The following is a 16,158-nucleotide window of genomic DNA, read 5'->3' as shown; positions in this document are numbered from 1 at the left end:
CGCAACTCCCGGAGCTGGCTGCCATTTCCGTTCCCGTTGCCATTGTGCGGCCGCATCAGGTCCGGCAGGTCCGTACAGATGCCCAGGAGCGGCAGCTTCATGATGTCTTCGAGAACCTCGGGCCGCTCCTCATGCCACAGGACGATCTCCTTCCCGGCGGCGAGTGCCTTCTCCAGCAACGCCTCGGTCACGAGATCCTGCGGTCTTTCGCTCGCCCGCTCCCAGCACAGGTGCAGCACATCGGCGCCGGCCTCGTCTCCGAGTGCGAAGGGGTTATCGCCCGACCTGATCAGCACCGAGAGGGGGTAGCCACAGCCGAGCTGTCGCAGTTCGCGAACCTGGGCCAAGTCAAAGGAGCCGAAACAGGCAAAGCGCTGCTCCATCTCCTGGAGGTGACGCCAGCAAAGGACACCGGTTCCGGAACGTTTGAGCTCCACGTAGAGCCCGCAGCCTGTCTCGCGCGCCAGTGCCGCAACCTCTTCGAAGGTCGGGACCTCCGGGACCTCATTTCGTAGTTCCGCAAAGGTCATTTGAGAGATGCGCAGATCCTTCCGGAAGACACGCTCCAGATGATCGTCATGCGAAACGACCACCACCTGATCAGCGGTCATCTGAGTGTCCAGTTCCCACATCTCCGCGCCGAGCTCTGCTGCACGCTGGAATGCGGCAAGCGTGTTTTCGACGCAGTGGCCACTTGCGCCCCGGTGGCCGATACAGAACGGCGGCCTGCCCCTGTTCTGCGGCCAACCAAACCGTGCAAAGAAACCGGAGAGGTCGTGCATGATCAAAGTCTCCGGCCATCTTCGGTGAAGAACAAGGCGGCTGCGCTGTTCAGCTGCCAGGACACTTCGTCCCCTGGTCTCACATCGTCCCGTGCCGGTTGGACCGAGCGCAGCAACGCCCCGTTGGGCAGTGCGACGTCATAAAGGTTCTCACGACCCTGCGTCTCTGCAAATACCACCTTGCCTCTTACCGGCACATCGCCAGCGTGACCGAAATGCTCCGGCCGGATGCCGACCGTCAGTCCGGTACCGTTGGCAACAGTTACACCGGCAGGAAGCGGAAGGGTGACGCCTGTCCCCTCGTCCAGAAAGCGACCGTCCATTGTTCGCCCATCGAGGAAAGAGATCGGCGGATTGCCGAGGAAGCCCGCCACGAACGATGTGCGGGGGTTGTGGTACATGTCTTTCGGCGCATCGATCTGGAGGATCTGCCCGCCCTTCATGATGGCGATGCGGTCGCACATGGACATGGCTTCCACCTGATCGTGTGTTACGAGGATCGCGGTGATCCCCGTCTCCAGCTGGATGCGGCGGATTTCGGATCGCATCTCCAGCCTCAACTTCGCGTCGAGATTGGCGAGCGGCTCGTCCAGCAACAGCACATCCGGCTTGCGGACCAGCGCACGGGCGAGCGCCACGCGCTGCTGCTGACCGCCCGAAAGCTGGCCAGGCCGCCGCCCAAGAAGTTCGGCGATATGCGTCAGCTCCGCGATCGTCCGGACGTCCCGTGCGATGTCCGCCTTGCTGTCGTTGCGCACCTTCAGCGGGAAGGCGATGTTATCAAACACGCTCATGTGCGGATAGAGCGCGTAGTTCTGGAACACCACCCCGACATTGCGCTGCTGGCTCGGCATATTGCTGACGTCACGCTCGCCAAAGAGGATCTGTCCTCCGTTGACCCGGTGGATGCCGCAGATGGCAAAGAGGGTTGTGGACTTGCCGCAGCCGGAGGGTCCCAACAGAGCCAGCATTTCGCCGTCGCGGACAGTCAGGTTCATCCGATCGATGACCGTGTTGCCGTCGAACGTCTTGGTGAAATCCTTCAGGACGATTTGCATCAGCCTTTCGTGCCCCCGCCGAAAATGTTCATCAGCCGGTCGCGAAAGATCGCGTAGAGCGCCAGGATCGGCAATGTGTAGAACAGCCCGACCGACTTGAAGAGATTAAAGTTATAGGTCGTGGAATCTGGGTCCGAGACCGTGTTGAGGTAGATCGACAGCACCTCGAAATCCGCGGACGGTGCCAGGATTCGTGGCAGCATGTATTCGCCCCAGGCATCAATCGCGGCAAAGAGTGCCAGGGCGAACAGGCCAGGTTTGACCTGCGGCAGGATGAGCTTGCGCCACACGGTGAAGCGGCTTGCGCCGTCCTGCACCCCGGCCATCTCGATCTCCCACGGCACCGTGTCGTAGAAGCCCTTCATGATCCAGATGCCGAAGGGCAGCATCAGGCCGGCCTTGACCAGCACGACGCCTGTCAGCGTGTTGTAGAGGCCGACGAACTGCAGCACGAGAAAGACGCCGATGATCAGTGTCACGAGCGGAAACGCATGCATCACCAGCACGACTGCCAGGAAATAGCGACGAAACGGCATGTTGAGGCGCGACAGCGCGTAGCCAGCGGTCGAAGATATGCCGAGGACGATGACGACAATGCTTGCGGTGAACAGGATCGTCGTCAGCGTCGGCCTCCAGACATCTCCCGTTGCCGTTGGATCGATCAGGAATCTCCAGTGCGACAGCGTGAAGCCATTGGGGATCGCGGATCCGGGCGGCGACGTCGTCACCGTGTCGATCACCAGAAAGGCATACATGATGATGATTGGAGTGCTGATGATCAACAGCACCAGGACGATAGGCCAGTTAGCGAAATTGCGCGTCATGACTTGCCTCAGAACTCGATCTTCGGACGGCTGAGAAGCTCGTCGAAACGAAACAGCCTGAGATAGAGAATCGACAGCGCCACGCCGACGATCACCAGGATGAGCGCCATGGCAGCACCCAGACCATATTGCAGGTTGCCCGTGTAGCTGTTCAGAGCGGTGTTGAAGGACTCCAGCGCCCAGACTGTGGTGGTACGCCCGGGCCCCCCATTCGTGGTGAGCCAGATTTCCTGGTAGGACGAGAGCAGCGACAGCGTCTGGTAACTAACGACGAACAGGATCGGCCAGCGCAGATGCGGCAGGATGATGAAGCGGATCTGCTGCCAGCGGCTCGCGCCATCCGCTTCACTCGCCCAGAGCTGCTGCACCGGGATTGCCTTCAGCGCACCGGAGAAAAGGATCATGGCAAAGGCGGCGCCAATGAAGCCGTTGACCATGATGACGATGGTCCAGGCGGTGGGTACCGAGCCTTTCATGTAGTTGAAGGCGGGTAGCCCGAGTGCCTGGGCAGCCGTGTAGACGAAGCCGCCTTCCCAGGTGAACCACTTCCACATCACTGTATAGAGCACCACGGGCGTTATCCGCGGCAGGAGCCACAACATGCTGAATGCGCTCGCAGCACCGGCAGGCAGGTAAAATGTCGTAACGGCGAGGAAGAGGCCGACGAAGACGGTAAAGGACAAGGTCACCGCGACGTAGAAGATGGTGTTGCCGACCAGCCGCCAGGTATCACTGCTGGAAACGAGCCGCGTGAAGTTTGAGGTGGTCCATCGCCATCCCGTATAGCTGGCATCGACGATCTCATCGACAACGTCTGCCGGCGCAGACGGCACAAGCTCGCTGACTGCCTCTCGGGCTTCGGCGGCACTTGCGAACCGCGTGTTGAGCACGGAAAGCTCGAACTGGTCCACCGCAAGCTTGAGGTCGCGGATCGACCTCGGCCGATAGCGGAGAGATTTAAGCTCCCGCTCGAATGCCCGCTCCTCCGAGAACGCCTTCCCACTAAGCTGCTGCTCGATCTCCGCGAGAAACTGTGCATCGGTGCCAGCCGCCTGTGCCTTCGCGATCGATTGTTCATCCACCACGAAGCTCGCCTGCGAAAGCGCGTCCACCACCGTCGGCGCCACGCCCTGCGCCTTCAGCGAGCCCAACAGGTTGCCGGTGATGACATAGGAGCCGCCGCTGATCCCGGTGGATGTGCTCATGTTAGTGAAGGCGAAGACCGCCGTCAGTACGACCGGCAGGAAGAAAAATCCGATCAGCACGAAAAGAGCCGGGCTGAGAAAGGCCAGGCCCGTCAGGTAGGAGCGCGCAGGCATCGACATCTCTGGGTTCTTGGGAAGGAAGCGGCCGGGCAGTACGGGGTCTGCCCGGCCAAAAGATCAGCGAATGACGACCTTGTTACCAAGCGAGGCATTAATTTCGCTCTCGACGCTGTTCACGGCATCGGCCACCGAGGATGTTTTGGTCCAAGCGGACTCCAAGCCCCTGTACATCGCCTTCCAGATGACGCCGAAATCGGGATCATTGGGAAGCGCGGTGGCGTGAGGAAGCAATTGCTCCGTCGCCGCCGTCGTCCAACGGTCGTTGGCGTAGAGCGGGATATCAGCCTGGGCGCTACCGACGGCGAGGTGGCCAGACTTGACAGCGTGCAGCGTGTTGATGCGCGGCTCGGAGGCGATCGTGATCAGCTCGGCTGCCAGCGTCGCATCCTCGTCCGTTCCAGCCGTGGAAAGAAGATAAACGAGCGGGTGTGTGATGGTGTTTGCACGGCCCTTCTCGTTGCCGGCAGGGATGAGGCTGTACTGGATCTGGCCGAAGAAGTCATTCAGACCCCATTTTGCTTCCCACTCAGCCTTATGCCAGGTGCCGCCGTGCCAGATGCCCGCCTTATCGTGGGCAACGGCGTCATGCCAGCTGTCCCAGGTCATGCCGAGATAGGTCGCCGGAACGACACCCTTCTCGACCGCATCAACGAAGAACTGGTACATTTCGGTCAGGGCTTGCTTGTCGAGGATCAGCTTGCCTGACTCAGCATCGGTAAACTCGCCGCCGAAGCTGAGGTAGAACTGCCAGTAGTCTGTGCCGTTCGAGGGGCGCGGCATGAAGCCCTTGCCCGGCTCGACCACCTTGGCGTCCTGCATCTTCTTTGCGTCATCGAGCAGGGAGTAGAGGGTGTACTCGCCGCTCTCCACCTTCGCCGGCAGCGCATCGATGTCGGCATCCGAATAGCCGATCGCCTTCAGATGGCTGCGGGAGAAGAAGAAGGGACGCGCCTCGGCGTCCTGCGGGATGCCCCAGATCCGCCCGTCGAAAGACGAGACGTCGATCAGGTTCGGATAGAGCTGGTTGAGCGGCCAAGCATCGAAATCGACGTAATCCTCGATCGGGCGAAGAAGGCCCGACTGCGACCAGGTGCCGATGTCTTCATGACCCGAGACGATGATGTTCGGCGCAGTGTTGGACTCGGCCGCGAGTGTCACGGCCTGCTTGAAGTCGTCCCAAGTTGTCCAGGTCTGACCTTCCACAGTGATGTTCAGATCCTCGCCGCGAATTTTGGCTTCACGCTCAAGGATCTCGGCCGCCATCTTGATGGCTTCGACGCGGTAGTCATTCGTTGGGCCCGTACCACCGGCCCAGACGGAGATGGTGACGTCCTTGGCGGACGCGAGTACCGCAGTCGATGCGAGCAGCGTGGCAGCGAGCGCGGCGGACTTGATCAATGAAGAAACGGTCATGGCGGACCCCCGAAGAGAAATGGCCTCTTCCGCAGCGCCCGTCAGATGCGGGTCAGTCGGAGCGGAAGCGTTGAAAGGAGCATCAACGCCGCCCGATCTAGAAGCCCACCATAACACCCGCATGACAGAATGTACGCGTGTACAAAAAATCTTGCTGCCGTCTCTCTGACTGGTGATTTCAAAGCAAGAGCCGCCTTCGCCAAGCTAGAGCGATGGACTGAAGGCGAGCGAGAGAGGGCCCTTTAAACCGGCTCAGCGCAAACGCCGCTCAACCGGCACGGCGTCTCGCAACCTTAAGGACAGGGGCGGCCAAGCCCCCGCGGTTGAATGCACGTACAGTGACGTCAGGCTGACAGACCCTGGCGATCCGCCATGATTTCCTGCCAGGCGTCATATGCCGCAAGCACCGTCTCCATTTGGGCCGTATGACCTTTGATGAAGTCCTCGCCGTAGATGGTTTCGTCCGGGTATTCAGTGATCAGCGTCATCGGCACAGCGTGGCGATCGTCCACCGAGGCAAGGCACGGGAAGCCGTTGATGATCCTGAACCCCGTTTCCCCCGCATGGATCTCGTACAGCGCGATCTGCTGGTTGTTGTAGTCCAGCAGCCCCGGGATCGCGCCGAGATGACGGGCCACCTTGTCGAGCAGGCGTTCCGCTTCGGCCTCCCATCCCGAATGATGGCGCAGGACCAGGAAGAACCCCTTGGGCAGCGTCCACATTGCGAAATTGCGTGGCACATAGCCCGACAAAGGCCGGGTCCATTCATGCGAGGGATAACCGTGCAGGTTTACGTGCAGGAGAGCGCCGCTGACCTCCTCGGCCTTGAGGCGTATCGCCTTCTCGTTGAGGTGCGGTCCGGCGTTCTCCGCCGTTCGGTATTCCAGATCGTCACCCAGCGCCGTGTAGCGCGCGGCGTGATGCATGTGACGCGGATTGTCGATCCGAAGACGCTGATGCACAGCATAGCCGTCCGGGTTTTCGAGCGGCGAGATTGTGAAGTGGGCATTTGTTCGCTGCGTAAGCCGTTCTGCCGCCCGCAGCGCTCCTATGATACCGCTCGTTTCGTTTGGGTGCTGGCCACCGCTGATCATGACGGCCGCGTCCTGGCCAGCATGGTAACGGGCCTGGAGTTCGCGGCCTGACCGAGCTTTCGCGCCGAAGGCCTCACCACCCACGCCCTCCAGCACTTTATAAATCTGAGGCTCCGCCAACGGTTCGTGCGCAGCATCAAGCTCCTGCTCTGCACCTTTTTCAACATCGACGGCGAAAGGCTTCAGCTCGACAATGACCGAAACGTCTGCATCCGACTTCACAATCTCCGGCACGATCTGGCCAGGCTTCAGTCCCCGGTCACCCAAGGGCCGGCCAGACTCCTTCTGGAAGAATTCGAGCAGAGAGAAATAGAAGTCTTCGTGCAGCGCTTCGCGGAGACTGACCACCTCGTCGCCCACAGGCAGCGGTTCGTCCTCGGCGGGATGCGCAACCCGGATGTTGAGTTCCTCGAAGTAAGGCTCCTCGTCTGCCCATGGATAGGCGACAACCGCCTCAACCGTCGCCTCGAACAGGGCCTCGTAGTCCGTTGCCAGCCTCCCGCCCTTCTCGTCGCCGGCAGCGCGATACCAGCCCGTCGGGGAGACGTTCGTCTCGCCAGCGACGTCGGTATGGACACGGTTTGGCGCCAGGACCTTCAGCGCTTCCTTCTCGCCGCTGCGGGTCAGGACAACGTCGTAGAAGAAGTGACCATCGGCGCGCTCGAGGAAGGAGATATCAATGTCGCCAACCAACGCTGCGAGAGGATAAGCCTCCAGACGGAACCGGTTTGCCGGCGCACCAGGATGAACCGGGTAGTGGATCTCGACTGCCTGCGCGCCCTCCAGATCGATCTCTTCCCGGAATGCATGGAGAAGCGGCTTATAGGCGCTTCGGATGCGGGCCCTCACCCCCTTCTCCGCCAGCGCACGCTCCGCCTCCTGCCGGCTTCTGCGATCGTCGAACGTCCAGGCTTCGAAGGACCGACCGGGGACGGCTCGCGCAACCAGGCTGTCCAGAGTGCGCTCGATGGACTTGCTGAAGATCTTGGTCATCTGGATTATCCTGTCGTTCTGCCGGTTGGGTCGAGGCTGTCGCGCAGCCAGTCGCCCAGCAGGTTGAGGCCGAGCACGGTGAGCAGGATCGCAAGCCCCGGAAAGACGCTGACCCACCAGGCGGTCTGCAGATAGGTTCGCCCGTCGGCGAGCATGCCGCCCCAGCTCGGTATGGTCGGATCGACGCCGAGCCCGAGGAAGGTCAGGCTGCTTTCCAGCAGGATGTTGTTGGCGACGTTGAGCGTCATCAGCACGATCACCGGACCGATCAGGTTCGGCAGCAGGTGCTGCAGGATGATGCGCCAGTCAGGCACGCCGATCGCCTGTGCCGACAAGATGAACTCGCGCTCCCGCAGCGTCAGGACCGAGCCGCGGACAAGGCGAGCGTATTGCACCCACTGCGACACGATCAGCAGGATAATCGTGTTGGTCAGGCTGCCGCCGACGATGGCGATGAAGGTGATCGCCAGCAGGATGAAGGGCATGGCGAGCTGAAGGTCGGCGAACCGCATCAACAGCATGTCCCAAAAGCCGCGGTAGTAGCCTGCGACGAGGCCTATGAAGACGCCGAAGATCACGGCGCCGAAAACCGAGGTGAAGCCGACGAGGAGCGAGATCTTGCCCCCCGCCACCACGCGCGCCAGGACGTCCCGACCCAGGGGATCAGTGCCGAACACGTGCTGGATGTCCGTTAAAGGTGGCACGAGGCGGGACAGCAGGTTGACCTTCTCGGCACCCGGGAAGAGCACATCCGACAGAAGAACCGCACCGCAGATCAGGACCGTAAGGGAAGCTCCAAGGATGAACTCGAGGCTCTTGAAGCGGAAGGAGGAGGTAGTGGCAGCCATAACCGTTACTCCGTGCGGATGCGTGGATCGACGAGCCCGTAGGCGATGTCGACCAGGAGATTGATGCCGACGATCATCAAAGAAAGCACGGTGATGACGGCCTGAAGGACCGGATAATCGCGAGCTGCTACGGCATCGAAGGCAAGCGTCCCTAGCCCCGGCCAATTGAAGACGCGCTCGATGACGACGATGCCGCCGAGGAGGCCGCCGAACTGGAGACCGAAATAAGTGATCAGCGGGATCGCGCAATTGCGAAGCGCGTGCTTGTAGAGCACCTTGCTCTCGCTGAGCCCTTTCGCCCGCGCCACCATCACGTACTGGGACTGCAACGTATCGAGCATAGCCGTCCGCACGAGCCTGACGTTGGTCGCCGTGAGGATCACAGCCATCGTGAAGGCCGGCATGATGTAGCTCTGGATCCCGCCCATGCCGCTCGGCGGCAGAAGATTGAAGGTGATCGAGAAGAGCAGGACCAGCATGGTTGCCAGCCAGAAGTTGGGGAAGGAGAGACCGATCAGGGAGAAGATGCGGATCGCCTGATCGACGCCCTTCCCCTTCCTCGTCGCCGCCATGATCCCGAGCGGGATCGAGAGCGCGATCGAGACGGCCATGGAGACGAAGGCCAGCATCAGCGTTGCCGGAACCGCTTTGCCGATCAGCGTCGAGACCTGCGTGCCGCCGACGAAACTGCGCCCGAAGTCGAGGGTCAGCATACCCTTGAGGAAGTCAGAATACTGAACCAGGAACGGCTTGTCCGTACCGAGCGCCGCACGGATGCGCGCCAGATCGTCCTCCGTCATGCTGCCACCGCCCTGGAACATTGTCACGGCAGGATCGCCAGTCAGCCGGATGGCGAAGGATACGAGCAGTGTGATGGCGATGACGACGAAGATCGCCTGCAAAAAGCGTTTGACGAGGAAGCCGGCCACGTTCTTTTCCTTGAAGTCGAGGAGGTGCCGCCCGTTCCTCGGGCGGCACCGGATCAGACGCTTATTCGACGGTGACGTCGTCAAGCTTCAGACGGTTGTCCGGCGGAGCGATGAAGTTGTTCACTCGCTTAGACACGCCATAGATCGCGTTCGTGTTGTAGAGCGGAAGCTCAAGTGCGCGGTCGGCAACATAGGCACCGATCTCCTTGAGGATCCGCTCACGCTCTGCGCGATCGGTGAGTGGGCGCTGGGACTCCAGGAGCTTGTCGAGCGTCTCATCCTTCTCATACGGGTTCCACTTCTCGCCCGAGTGGTACATCGAGTAAGCGGTGTTGTCGTAGTCGAAGGTCCAGCCGCCCCACTTCTGCTGGAACATCGCGCCGGTCTTGCCCTGGGGGATGATGTCGTTCAGCAGCACGTTGGTCTCGTAAGGCTTGATGGTAGCATTGAGACCGACCATCTGCAGGTAGCTTGCCACGACCTGCGCCACTTCATTCATCGTGGCGTCGTTTCCGCGGATGTCGATCTGCAGGCTCTCGCCCGGTTCGACCCCGGCTTCTTTGAGAAGCTTCTTTGACGCTTCCGGATCGTAAGGAAGCGGAGCGAGCTCTTCGTCATGACCGAAGGAAAGCGCGCTCTGGAATGTCGCGATTTCGGCGCCCTGTCCGGCCAGGATGGAATCGACGATCGTCTTGCGATCCACCGCCATAATGATCGCCTTGCGGACCTTCGGATCTGCCGTGATGCCGTCGCGCGTATTGAAACGCAGGGCATCTACAGTCGGACCGGGAACGCTCACCACTTCCAGGTTCGGATCAGCGTCGATGACGGGGATCATGCCGATCGGGATGATGGGCGGGATCACGATATCGACGCGGCCGGCCTGCAGTTCGGCAACGGCGGTCGCCGGCTCGGTAATGAAGCGATATTCGAGTTCCGAAAGCTTGGGCGCTCCGCCCCAGTAGTCCTGGAAGGCCTCGAGCTTGATGCCGACCTTCGGCTCGTAGGAGACGAACTTGAAAGGGCCGGTGCCGACAGGGTTGAGGTTGAAGAAATCTTCGCCCTTCTCCTCGATGTACTTCGGCGGCACGATCATGGCGCCATAGCCGGCAAGCTTCGTCAGCAGAACCGGGTCGGGCGTCGAAAGCTTCATGTCGACCGTGTAGTCATCGATGACCTCGACGCTTTCAACCGCAACGTAGTTCGACCGCTGCGGGCCCTTGGCACCCTCTTCGCCGAGCAGGCGGTCGAAGGTGTACTTCACCGCTTCCGCGTTGAAGGGCTCGCCGTTGTGGAAGGAAACGTTCTGGCGAAGCTTGAATCGGATACGCTTTCCTTCGTCGAGTTCTTCCCAGCTTTCAGCCAGGCCAGGGACCAGCTCCATATCCGGGCCACGATAGGTCAACCCTTCAAAGATGTTGGTCGACACGGCCGCCCAGGCGACCAGGAAGGTGTCGATCGGATCCCAGCTGCCCGGGTCCTGGGAGCTGGACAGCGTCAGTTTGCCTTCGGCATGCGCCGGAGCCGTGAAGGCCGTTCCCGTCATCGCGAGCGCGACGAAAGCGGGCAGAAGTCCCCGTTTCATTATTCTCATGTACCTGTTCCTCTTCAGATGCGTGCGATTTTTTCGCGGTTGTTCAGGCACTCTTCGCAACAAAGTGGCCTGGATCGATCTCCTCATGCGCGAGGATTGCGGGCTCGTCGCCGACACGGCGAACGGGATTGGGGATTTCCCCTTCCATCAGTGTGACATTGCGTTCGGCGGACGGATCGGCCACCGGGACCGCAGACAGCAGCCGGCGGGTATAGGCGTGTCGGGGCGTCTCGAATATCTGGCGCCGGCTTCCCATCTCCATGATCTGTCCGAGATAGAGGACTGCCACGCGGTGGCTCATTTTCTCCACGACGGCCATGTCATGGCTGATGAAGAGGTAGGCCAGGCCACGTTCCGCCTGCAGATCCATGAACAGATTGATGATCTGCGCCTGGATCGAGACGTCGAGTGCCGACAGCGCCTCGTCCGCAATGATTAGCTTGGGATCCGAGGCAAGAGCGCGGGCGATGCAGATGCGCTGGCGCTGGCCGCCGGAGAACTCGTGCGGATATCTGTCGGCATGAGCGGAACTAAGACCAACCCGCTCCAGCAGTTCGTCGACCCGCCGACGCACTGCCTTGCCACCGGAGACCAGCCCATGCGTGTTGATCGGCTCGGCGATCGAAAACCCGACCGTCTTACGCGGGTCGAGAGAGGCAAACGGGTCCTGGAAGATGTACTGAACCTCCTGGCGCATGCGGAAGCGGTCGGCCGCTGACATTGCCGAATAGCTCCTGCCGTTGAAGGAGATTTCTCCCAAGTGGGCCGTCTGCAACTGCTGGATCGTCCGGCCGATGGTCGACTTGCCGGAACCGGATTCGCCAACGAGCGCCAGCGTCTCCCCCGGATAGATGTCGAAGCCGGCCTTCGACACCGCACTCAGTCGATGGGTGACCTTGCCCAGCATCGTCTTGCGCATATCAAAGCGAACGAATAGATCCTTGACGGAGAGAAGCGGCACATCGTTATAGCGCGCCGTATCCTGCACCCTTTCCTCGCCGACCACCGTCGGGACGTCATTCTCAAGAACGGTCAGCGGCAGCCGCTTCGGGAATTCTTCTCCTGTCATGCTGCCGAGGCGAGGCACGGCCGCAAGAAGGGTGCGGGTGTAGGGATGCTGAGGATCGGCGAATATCTGCGACACCGGCCCCTGCTCGACCTTCTTGCCTTTCCACATCACCACGACCTCGTCCGCCATTTCGGCGACAACGCCCATGTCGTGAGTGATGAAGACCATCCCCATGCCGAGATCTTTTTGCAGTTCCCGCATGATCGTCAGGATCTGGGCCTGGATCGTGACGTCGAGCGCTGTCGTCGGCTCGTCAGCGATCAAGAGCATCGGTCGGCAGGCAAGGGCCATCGCGATCATCACGCGCTGCCGCATTCCGCCGGAGAGCTGGTGCGGATAGCGCTTCAGAAGCTGCTCGGAGTCCGGCAGACGCACCATGTCGAGAAGCCGCCGCGCCTCGGCCATGGCCGCAGCCTTGCCCATCTTCTCGTGCAGCATAAGGACTTCGCAGATCTGGTCACCGATGGTGAACACCGGGTTGAGCGACGTCATCGGCTCCTGGAAGATCATCGCGATCTCCTTGCCGCGGATGGTGCGCATCTCTTTCTGCGAAGCCTTCAACAGATCTCGATCGCCGAAGACGATGCGGCCTGCGGCGAATTTCGCACCCATGGTGTCAGCCAGGCGCATGATCGACAGCGAGGTCACGGACTTGCCGGAACCGGACTCCCCGACGATCGCAACTGTCTTGCCGGGTTGGACCACGAAGGAGAGATCGTCTACGACACGGCTATTGCCGAACTCGACGCTCAACCCTTCGACGGCCAGCAGCGGCTTTGCCTGTTTAATCGTCATCTCAGCTTCTCCCGCTCTTCTGCTCTTCGCAAGCGGCCTCTGCTTTGCCGGCAGGCGCCAGTCGAGCAATGACGGCGCCGGCATTCTGGAAGGAACCGGCCGGCACCAGCATCGAGATGACGCCTGTCGCTAGGGCAGCCACAGAGGTTTCCATCTTCATCGCATCCATTATCGCTACGATCTCGCCCTCCCGGACCTCGTCGCCATCGGCAACGTTCCACTGGACGAGCGTGCCAGGTACGGGTGCGCGAACAGCATTCTCATCTGCTTCCGTTTCGACCGACTGGCCGACAGGGGTCGGCGACAAAGGCACCTGCCCCAACAGAGCAAGAAATTTGGCCGGCAGACCGATGCTGACCTTTTTGCCATCGATCTCGACGGTGCTTCGAAGGATGCTCTGCGCTGCCGGCTGAGCTGGTCGCGCGGCGGCCACGAGATCTGCTGCGAAGTCGTTCTCAATCCAGCGGGTGTGGACGCGAAACTCGTCGCCGGCAAAATCCGGATGATCGACCACCGCTCGATGGAAAGGCAGAACGGAAGGCACGCCCTCTATCTTGAATTCGGCAAGCGCCCGGCGCGAGCGTGCGAGGGCGGCCACCCGTGTCGGTCCCCAGACGATCAGCTTTGCGGCAAGCGAGTCGAACATCGGCGGGATCGTCGATCCGCTGCCGATGCCCGATTCCAGACGAACTCCGGGGCCCGCAGGAGCCTTGAACTGCTTGATATCCCCCGCAGAGGGCAAAAAGCCCCTGCCCGGATCCTCCATGTTGATGCGGAATTCGATCGCGTGCCCACGTGGCTCCGGCGTTTCGGTGAAGCTGAGTGGCAGGCCTTCGGCGATCCGGAACTGTTCGATCACCAGATCGAGACCGGTCGTCTCTTCCGTGACCGGATGCTCCACCTGCAACCTGGCGTTGACCTCAAGGAAGGAGATGACCCCGTCGGTACTCAGCAGAAACTCGACGGTACCTGCACCGGTGTAACCGGCTTCTGCACAAATATCTCGGGCAGCCTGGTGGATCCTTTCCCGCTGTTCCGTCGACAGAAAAGGTGCCGGCGCCTCCTCGACCAGTTTCTGGTTGCGCCGCTGCAGCGAGCAATCCCGCGTTCCCACCACGACGACATTGCCCTGACGATCCGCCAGCACCTGCGCCTCGATGTGGCGCGGGCGATCGAGATATTGCTCGACGTAGCACTCCCCGCGGCCGAAGGCGGCGACGGCCTCACGGGTGGCAGATTCGAACATCTCCTCCACCTCATCGAGGTGGCGAGCAACCTTCAGGCCGCGACCGCCACCGCCATGCGCCGCCTTGATCGCAATCGGCAACCCGAAGCTGCGGGCGAAGGTGAGCGCCTCGGCGGAGTTGGAGATCGCGCCATCACTGCCCGCCACGAGCGGCGCGCCGACCTTCTGGGCCATCCGCCGTGCTTCAAGCTTGTCACCCAGAGCCTCGATCACCTGCGAATCCGGCCCGATCCATGTCAGTCCGGCATCGATGACCGCCTGAGCAAATTCGGAGCGTTCCGACAGAAACCCGTAGCCCGGATGGACGGCATCGGCGCCGGCACGCTTGGCAATGGCGATGAGTTTGCCGATGTCGAGGTAAGTTTCCTTCGCATTCGACCCTTCAAGCGCATACGCCTCATCAGCCTGCTCGACGAACAGCGCTGCTGCATCCGCATCGGCATAGACTGCGACTGAGGCGAGACCGTAGTCCTTGCAGGCGCGGATGATCCGCACGGCGATTTCGCCCCGGTTCGCGATCAGAACCTTCTTCATGCGCGGTTTCCTGGATGAATGCTGCCGAAAGGCCCGTCGACGGCGTTGAAACGGATCTTCGCCCCGACAGGGACCTGGCCGGCAAGGTCAAGGTGACGGCAGGCGACGTTGGCAATAACCGGATATCCGCCCGTCAGCGGATGGTCCGAAAGGAAGAGAACGGGCTGGCCGCTGGCCGGTACCTGGATCGCCCCGCGAACGGTGGCTTCACTAGGGAGTTCATCCTTCACCGCTCGCTCGAGCGCCTTGCCCTGCAGGCGAATGCCGACGCGGCTCGATTGGCCGGTGGCGACCCAGGGCTGCGACAGGAAGCTCGCGACAGCTTCTTCCGTGAACCAGTCCGTTCGCGGACCAAGGATCACATCGATAGTAACTTCCTCGCCCGCTGCGGGAAGTGGGGGAGATGGCACATCTTCGGTCGAGACCATAGTACCTGGCCGAGCTTGGCATATTCCGATCAGATCGCCTGCGGCGACCGGCGAGGGCCCGATTTGTGCGAGCGTGTCCGTGGCGACACTTCCCAGCACCGGCTCAACGTCAAAGCCGCCGCGGACAGCCAGATAGGACCGAATACCACTCGCCGGAGCGCCAAGTGTCACAACATCACCATCATCGAGCGCAATCGGCTTTCCGAAAGGCGCCGAGAAGCGCTCCCCCGACGCCGAAGCAATGGAGATGGAAACTGCGGCCCCGGTCAGCGCGACCTCGCCTCTCCCCCGCATCCGAAAAACTAGCCCCCCCAGGGTAACTTCCAGCGCCGCTGCCCCGGCCGCGTTGCCGACTAAGCGGTTGGCAGTCTTCAGGCTTTTCTGGTCCGCCGCACCCGAGCGGCTTATTCCTTGGCTTGCTTGGCCTGCACGACCAACGTCCTCAAAGACAACGGGGAGTGCGCAGGAGACGACTTCTATCGAGGCCTGGTCCACCGCTCTCATCCGCTCCTTACGCAAGGGAGAAGAGTAACCCTTTGCTGGAGCAATGCTTGTGCTTCCCGCGTCCATCGCACGTTTAAATCGAACGCGGTAGCCGGGCTGAAGAAGGGCTGCCGGCTGCCGATTGATGTCAAACATCTCCAGGGAGGTCGAGCCGATCAATTGCCAGCCGCCGGGACTGTTCTTGGGATAGACGCCAGAGAATTTGCCGGCCAGCCCAACAGACCCAGCCGGAACGCTCGTGCGAGGCGACGTCCGCCGCGGCACCGCAAGACGCGGATTGCCGCCTGACAGATAGGCAAAGCCTGGGGCGAACCCGGTGAAGGCGACGGTGTACTCGCTTTCCGTATGAAGCTCTATGACCTCATCCTCGCTCAGCCCAAGCAGGGACGCCACCTCCGGCAGGTCTTCCCCGTCATATCGCACCGGAATCTCGACAACGACCGCTGACGGCGCGTTGCGGCTGCCGTTACTCAGCGATGCGAGCCCCGACTGCAGGGACGCTACCGAGACTTCAGCGGGATCGAACTCAACGAGGAGCGTGCGGGCAGCCGGAATGACCTCCAGGACACCGGCAACCGGCGTCGCTTCGAGAGCCCCGTACAGTGCCAGAGTCTCCTCCAGATCCGCCAGCTCGACGAGTACACAGTTCTCCCGCACGGGCAGGAAACGCATCGGGCCTTGCATGGGCGACGGAGTGACGGGAGCAGTCTGCATCAACAACC

Annotated in this window: 11 protein-coding genes and 1 pseudogene; all 12 read right to left on the bottom strand. The window is 61.4% G+C overall.

The annotated features are described in order from the left end of the window. Positions 1-14: 14 nt before the first annotated feature. Positions 15-782: pseudogene (locus MUU54_RS14590) on the bottom strand (glycerophosphodiester phosphodiesterase); the annotation flags it as partial. Between the two features lie 2 nt (positions 783-784). After that, the gene (locus tag MUU54_RS14585) at positions 785-1,840 is read right to left on the bottom strand and encodes an ABC transporter ATP-binding protein (protein ID WP_247244744.1); all 1,056 of its coding nucleotides are present in this window, start codon (positions 1,838-1,840) and stop codon (positions 785-787) included. After that, positions 1,840-2,664 (bottom strand): carbohydrate ABC transporter permease, encoded by an 825-nt coding sequence (locus MUU54_RS14580; protein ID WP_247244743.1) that lies wholly within the window; start codon positions 2,662-2,664, stop codon positions 1,840-1,842. Before MUU54_RS14580 ends, MUU54_RS14585 begins: the two co-directional genes overlap by 1 nt. A gap of 8 nt (positions 2,665-2,672) precedes the next feature. Further along, on the bottom strand, positions 2,673-3,989 hold the full coding sequence (locus MUU54_RS14575) for a carbohydrate ABC transporter permease (RefSeq protein WP_247244742.1): 1,317 nt from the start codon (positions 3,987-3,989) through the stop codon (positions 2,673-2,675). 57 nt (positions 3,990-4,046) lie between these two features. After that, complete coding sequence (locus MUU54_RS14570; RefSeq protein ID WP_247244741.1) at positions 4,047-5,402, bottom strand: ABC transporter substrate-binding protein; 1,356 nt, start codon at positions 5,400-5,402, stop codon at positions 4,047-4,049. A 344-nt stretch (positions 5,403-5,746) separates the two neighbouring features. After that, positions 5,747-7,489 (bottom strand): M14 family metallopeptidase, encoded by a 1,743-nt coding sequence (locus MUU54_RS14565; RefSeq protein ID WP_247244740.1) that lies wholly within the window; start codon positions 7,487-7,489, stop codon positions 5,747-5,749. 5 nt (positions 7,490-7,494) lie between these two features. Continuing rightward, entirely contained in the window at positions 7,495-8,337 is an 843-nt protein-coding gene (locus MUU54_RS14560) for an ABC transporter permease (protein ID WP_247244739.1), read from the bottom strand. A gap of 5 nt (positions 8,338-8,342) precedes the next feature. Further along, the gene (locus MUU54_RS14555; protein ID WP_247244738.1) at positions 8,343-9,266 is read right to left on the bottom strand and encodes an ABC transporter permease; all 924 of its coding nucleotides are present in this window, start codon (positions 9,264-9,266) and stop codon (positions 8,343-8,345) included. Between the two features lie 61 nt (positions 9,267-9,327). Then, positions 9,328-10,851 (bottom strand): ABC transporter substrate-binding protein, encoded by a 1,524-nt coding sequence (locus tag MUU54_RS14550; protein WP_446676983.1) that lies wholly within the window; start codon positions 10,849-10,851, stop codon positions 9,328-9,330. A 52-nt stretch (positions 10,852-10,903) separates the two neighbouring features. Continuing rightward, on the bottom strand, positions 10,904-12,724 hold the full coding sequence (locus tag MUU54_RS14545) for an ABC transporter ATP-binding protein (RefSeq protein ID WP_247244736.1): 1,821 nt from the start codon (positions 12,722-12,724) through the stop codon (positions 10,904-10,906). A gap of 1 nt (position 12,725) precedes the next feature. Continuing rightward, positions 12,726-14,504: an acetyl/propionyl/methylcrotonyl-CoA carboxylase subunit alpha gene (locus MUU54_RS14540; RefSeq protein WP_247244735.1), complete on the bottom strand. Its 1,779-nt coding sequence runs from the start codon at positions 14,502-14,504 to the stop codon at positions 12,726-12,728. Further along, a complete protein-coding gene (pxpB, locus tag MUU54_RS14535; protein WP_247244863.1) occupies positions 14,501-16,108 on the bottom strand; it encodes a 5-oxoprolinase subunit PxpB in 1,608 nt (535 codons plus the stop codon). The genes MUU54_RS14540 and pxpB overlap by 4 nt, the downstream gene beginning before the upstream one ends. Between the last annotated feature and the right edge of the window lie 50 nt (positions 16,109-16,158).

Origin of the sequence: Pseudorhizobium tarimense (assembly GCF_022968135.1) — a bacterium.
GTDB classification, from domain to species: domain Bacteria; phylum Pseudomonadota; class Alphaproteobacteria; order Rhizobiales; family Rhizobiaceae; genus Neorhizobium; species Neorhizobium tarimense.
The sequence above is the reverse complement of the archived record's forward strand: the minus strand, read 5'-3'. Positions and strand labels throughout refer to the sequence as shown.

Bases quoted from the DNA above. Each gene is read 5' to 3' on its own strand.
- MUU54_RS14540 (WP_247244735.1), bottom strand. From the start codon at position 14,504: ATGAAGAAGGTTCTGATCGCGAACCGGGGCGAAATCGCCGTGCGGATC.
- MUU54_RS14585 (WP_247244744.1), bottom strand. From the start codon at position 1,840: ATGCAAATCGTCCTGAAGGATTTCACCAAGACGTTCGACGGCAACACG.
- MUU54_RS14545 (WP_247244736.1), bottom strand. From the start codon at position 12,724: ATGACGATTAAACAGGCAAAGCCGCTGCTGGCCGTCGAAGGGTTGAGC.
- MUU54_RS14570 (WP_247244741.1), bottom strand. From the start codon at position 5,402: ATGACCGTTTCTTCATTGATCAAGTCCGCCGCGCTCGCTGCCACGCTG.
- MUU54_RS14560 (WP_247244739.1), bottom strand. From the start codon at position 8,337: ATGGCTGCCACTACCTCCTCCTTCCGCTTCAAGAGCCTCGAGTTCATC.
- MUU54_RS14575 (WP_247244742.1), bottom strand. From the start codon at position 3,989: ATGTCGATGCCTGCGCGCTCCTACCTGACGGGCCTGGCCTTTCTCAGC.
- pxpB (WP_247244863.1), bottom strand. From the start codon at position 16,108: ATGCGTTTCCTGCCCGTGCGGGAGAACTGTGTACTCGTCGAGCTGGCG.
- MUU54_RS14550 (WP_446676983.1), bottom strand. From the start codon at position 10,851: ATGAAACGGGGACTTCTGCCCGCTTTCGTCGCGCTCGCGATGACGGGA.
- MUU54_RS14565 (WP_247244740.1), bottom strand. From the start codon at position 7,489: ATGACCAAGATCTTCAGCAAGTCCATCGAGCGCACTCTGGACAGCCTG.
- MUU54_RS14580 (WP_247244743.1), bottom strand. From the start codon at position 2,664: ATGACGCGCAATTTCGCTAACTGGCCTATCGTCCTGGTGCTGTTGATC.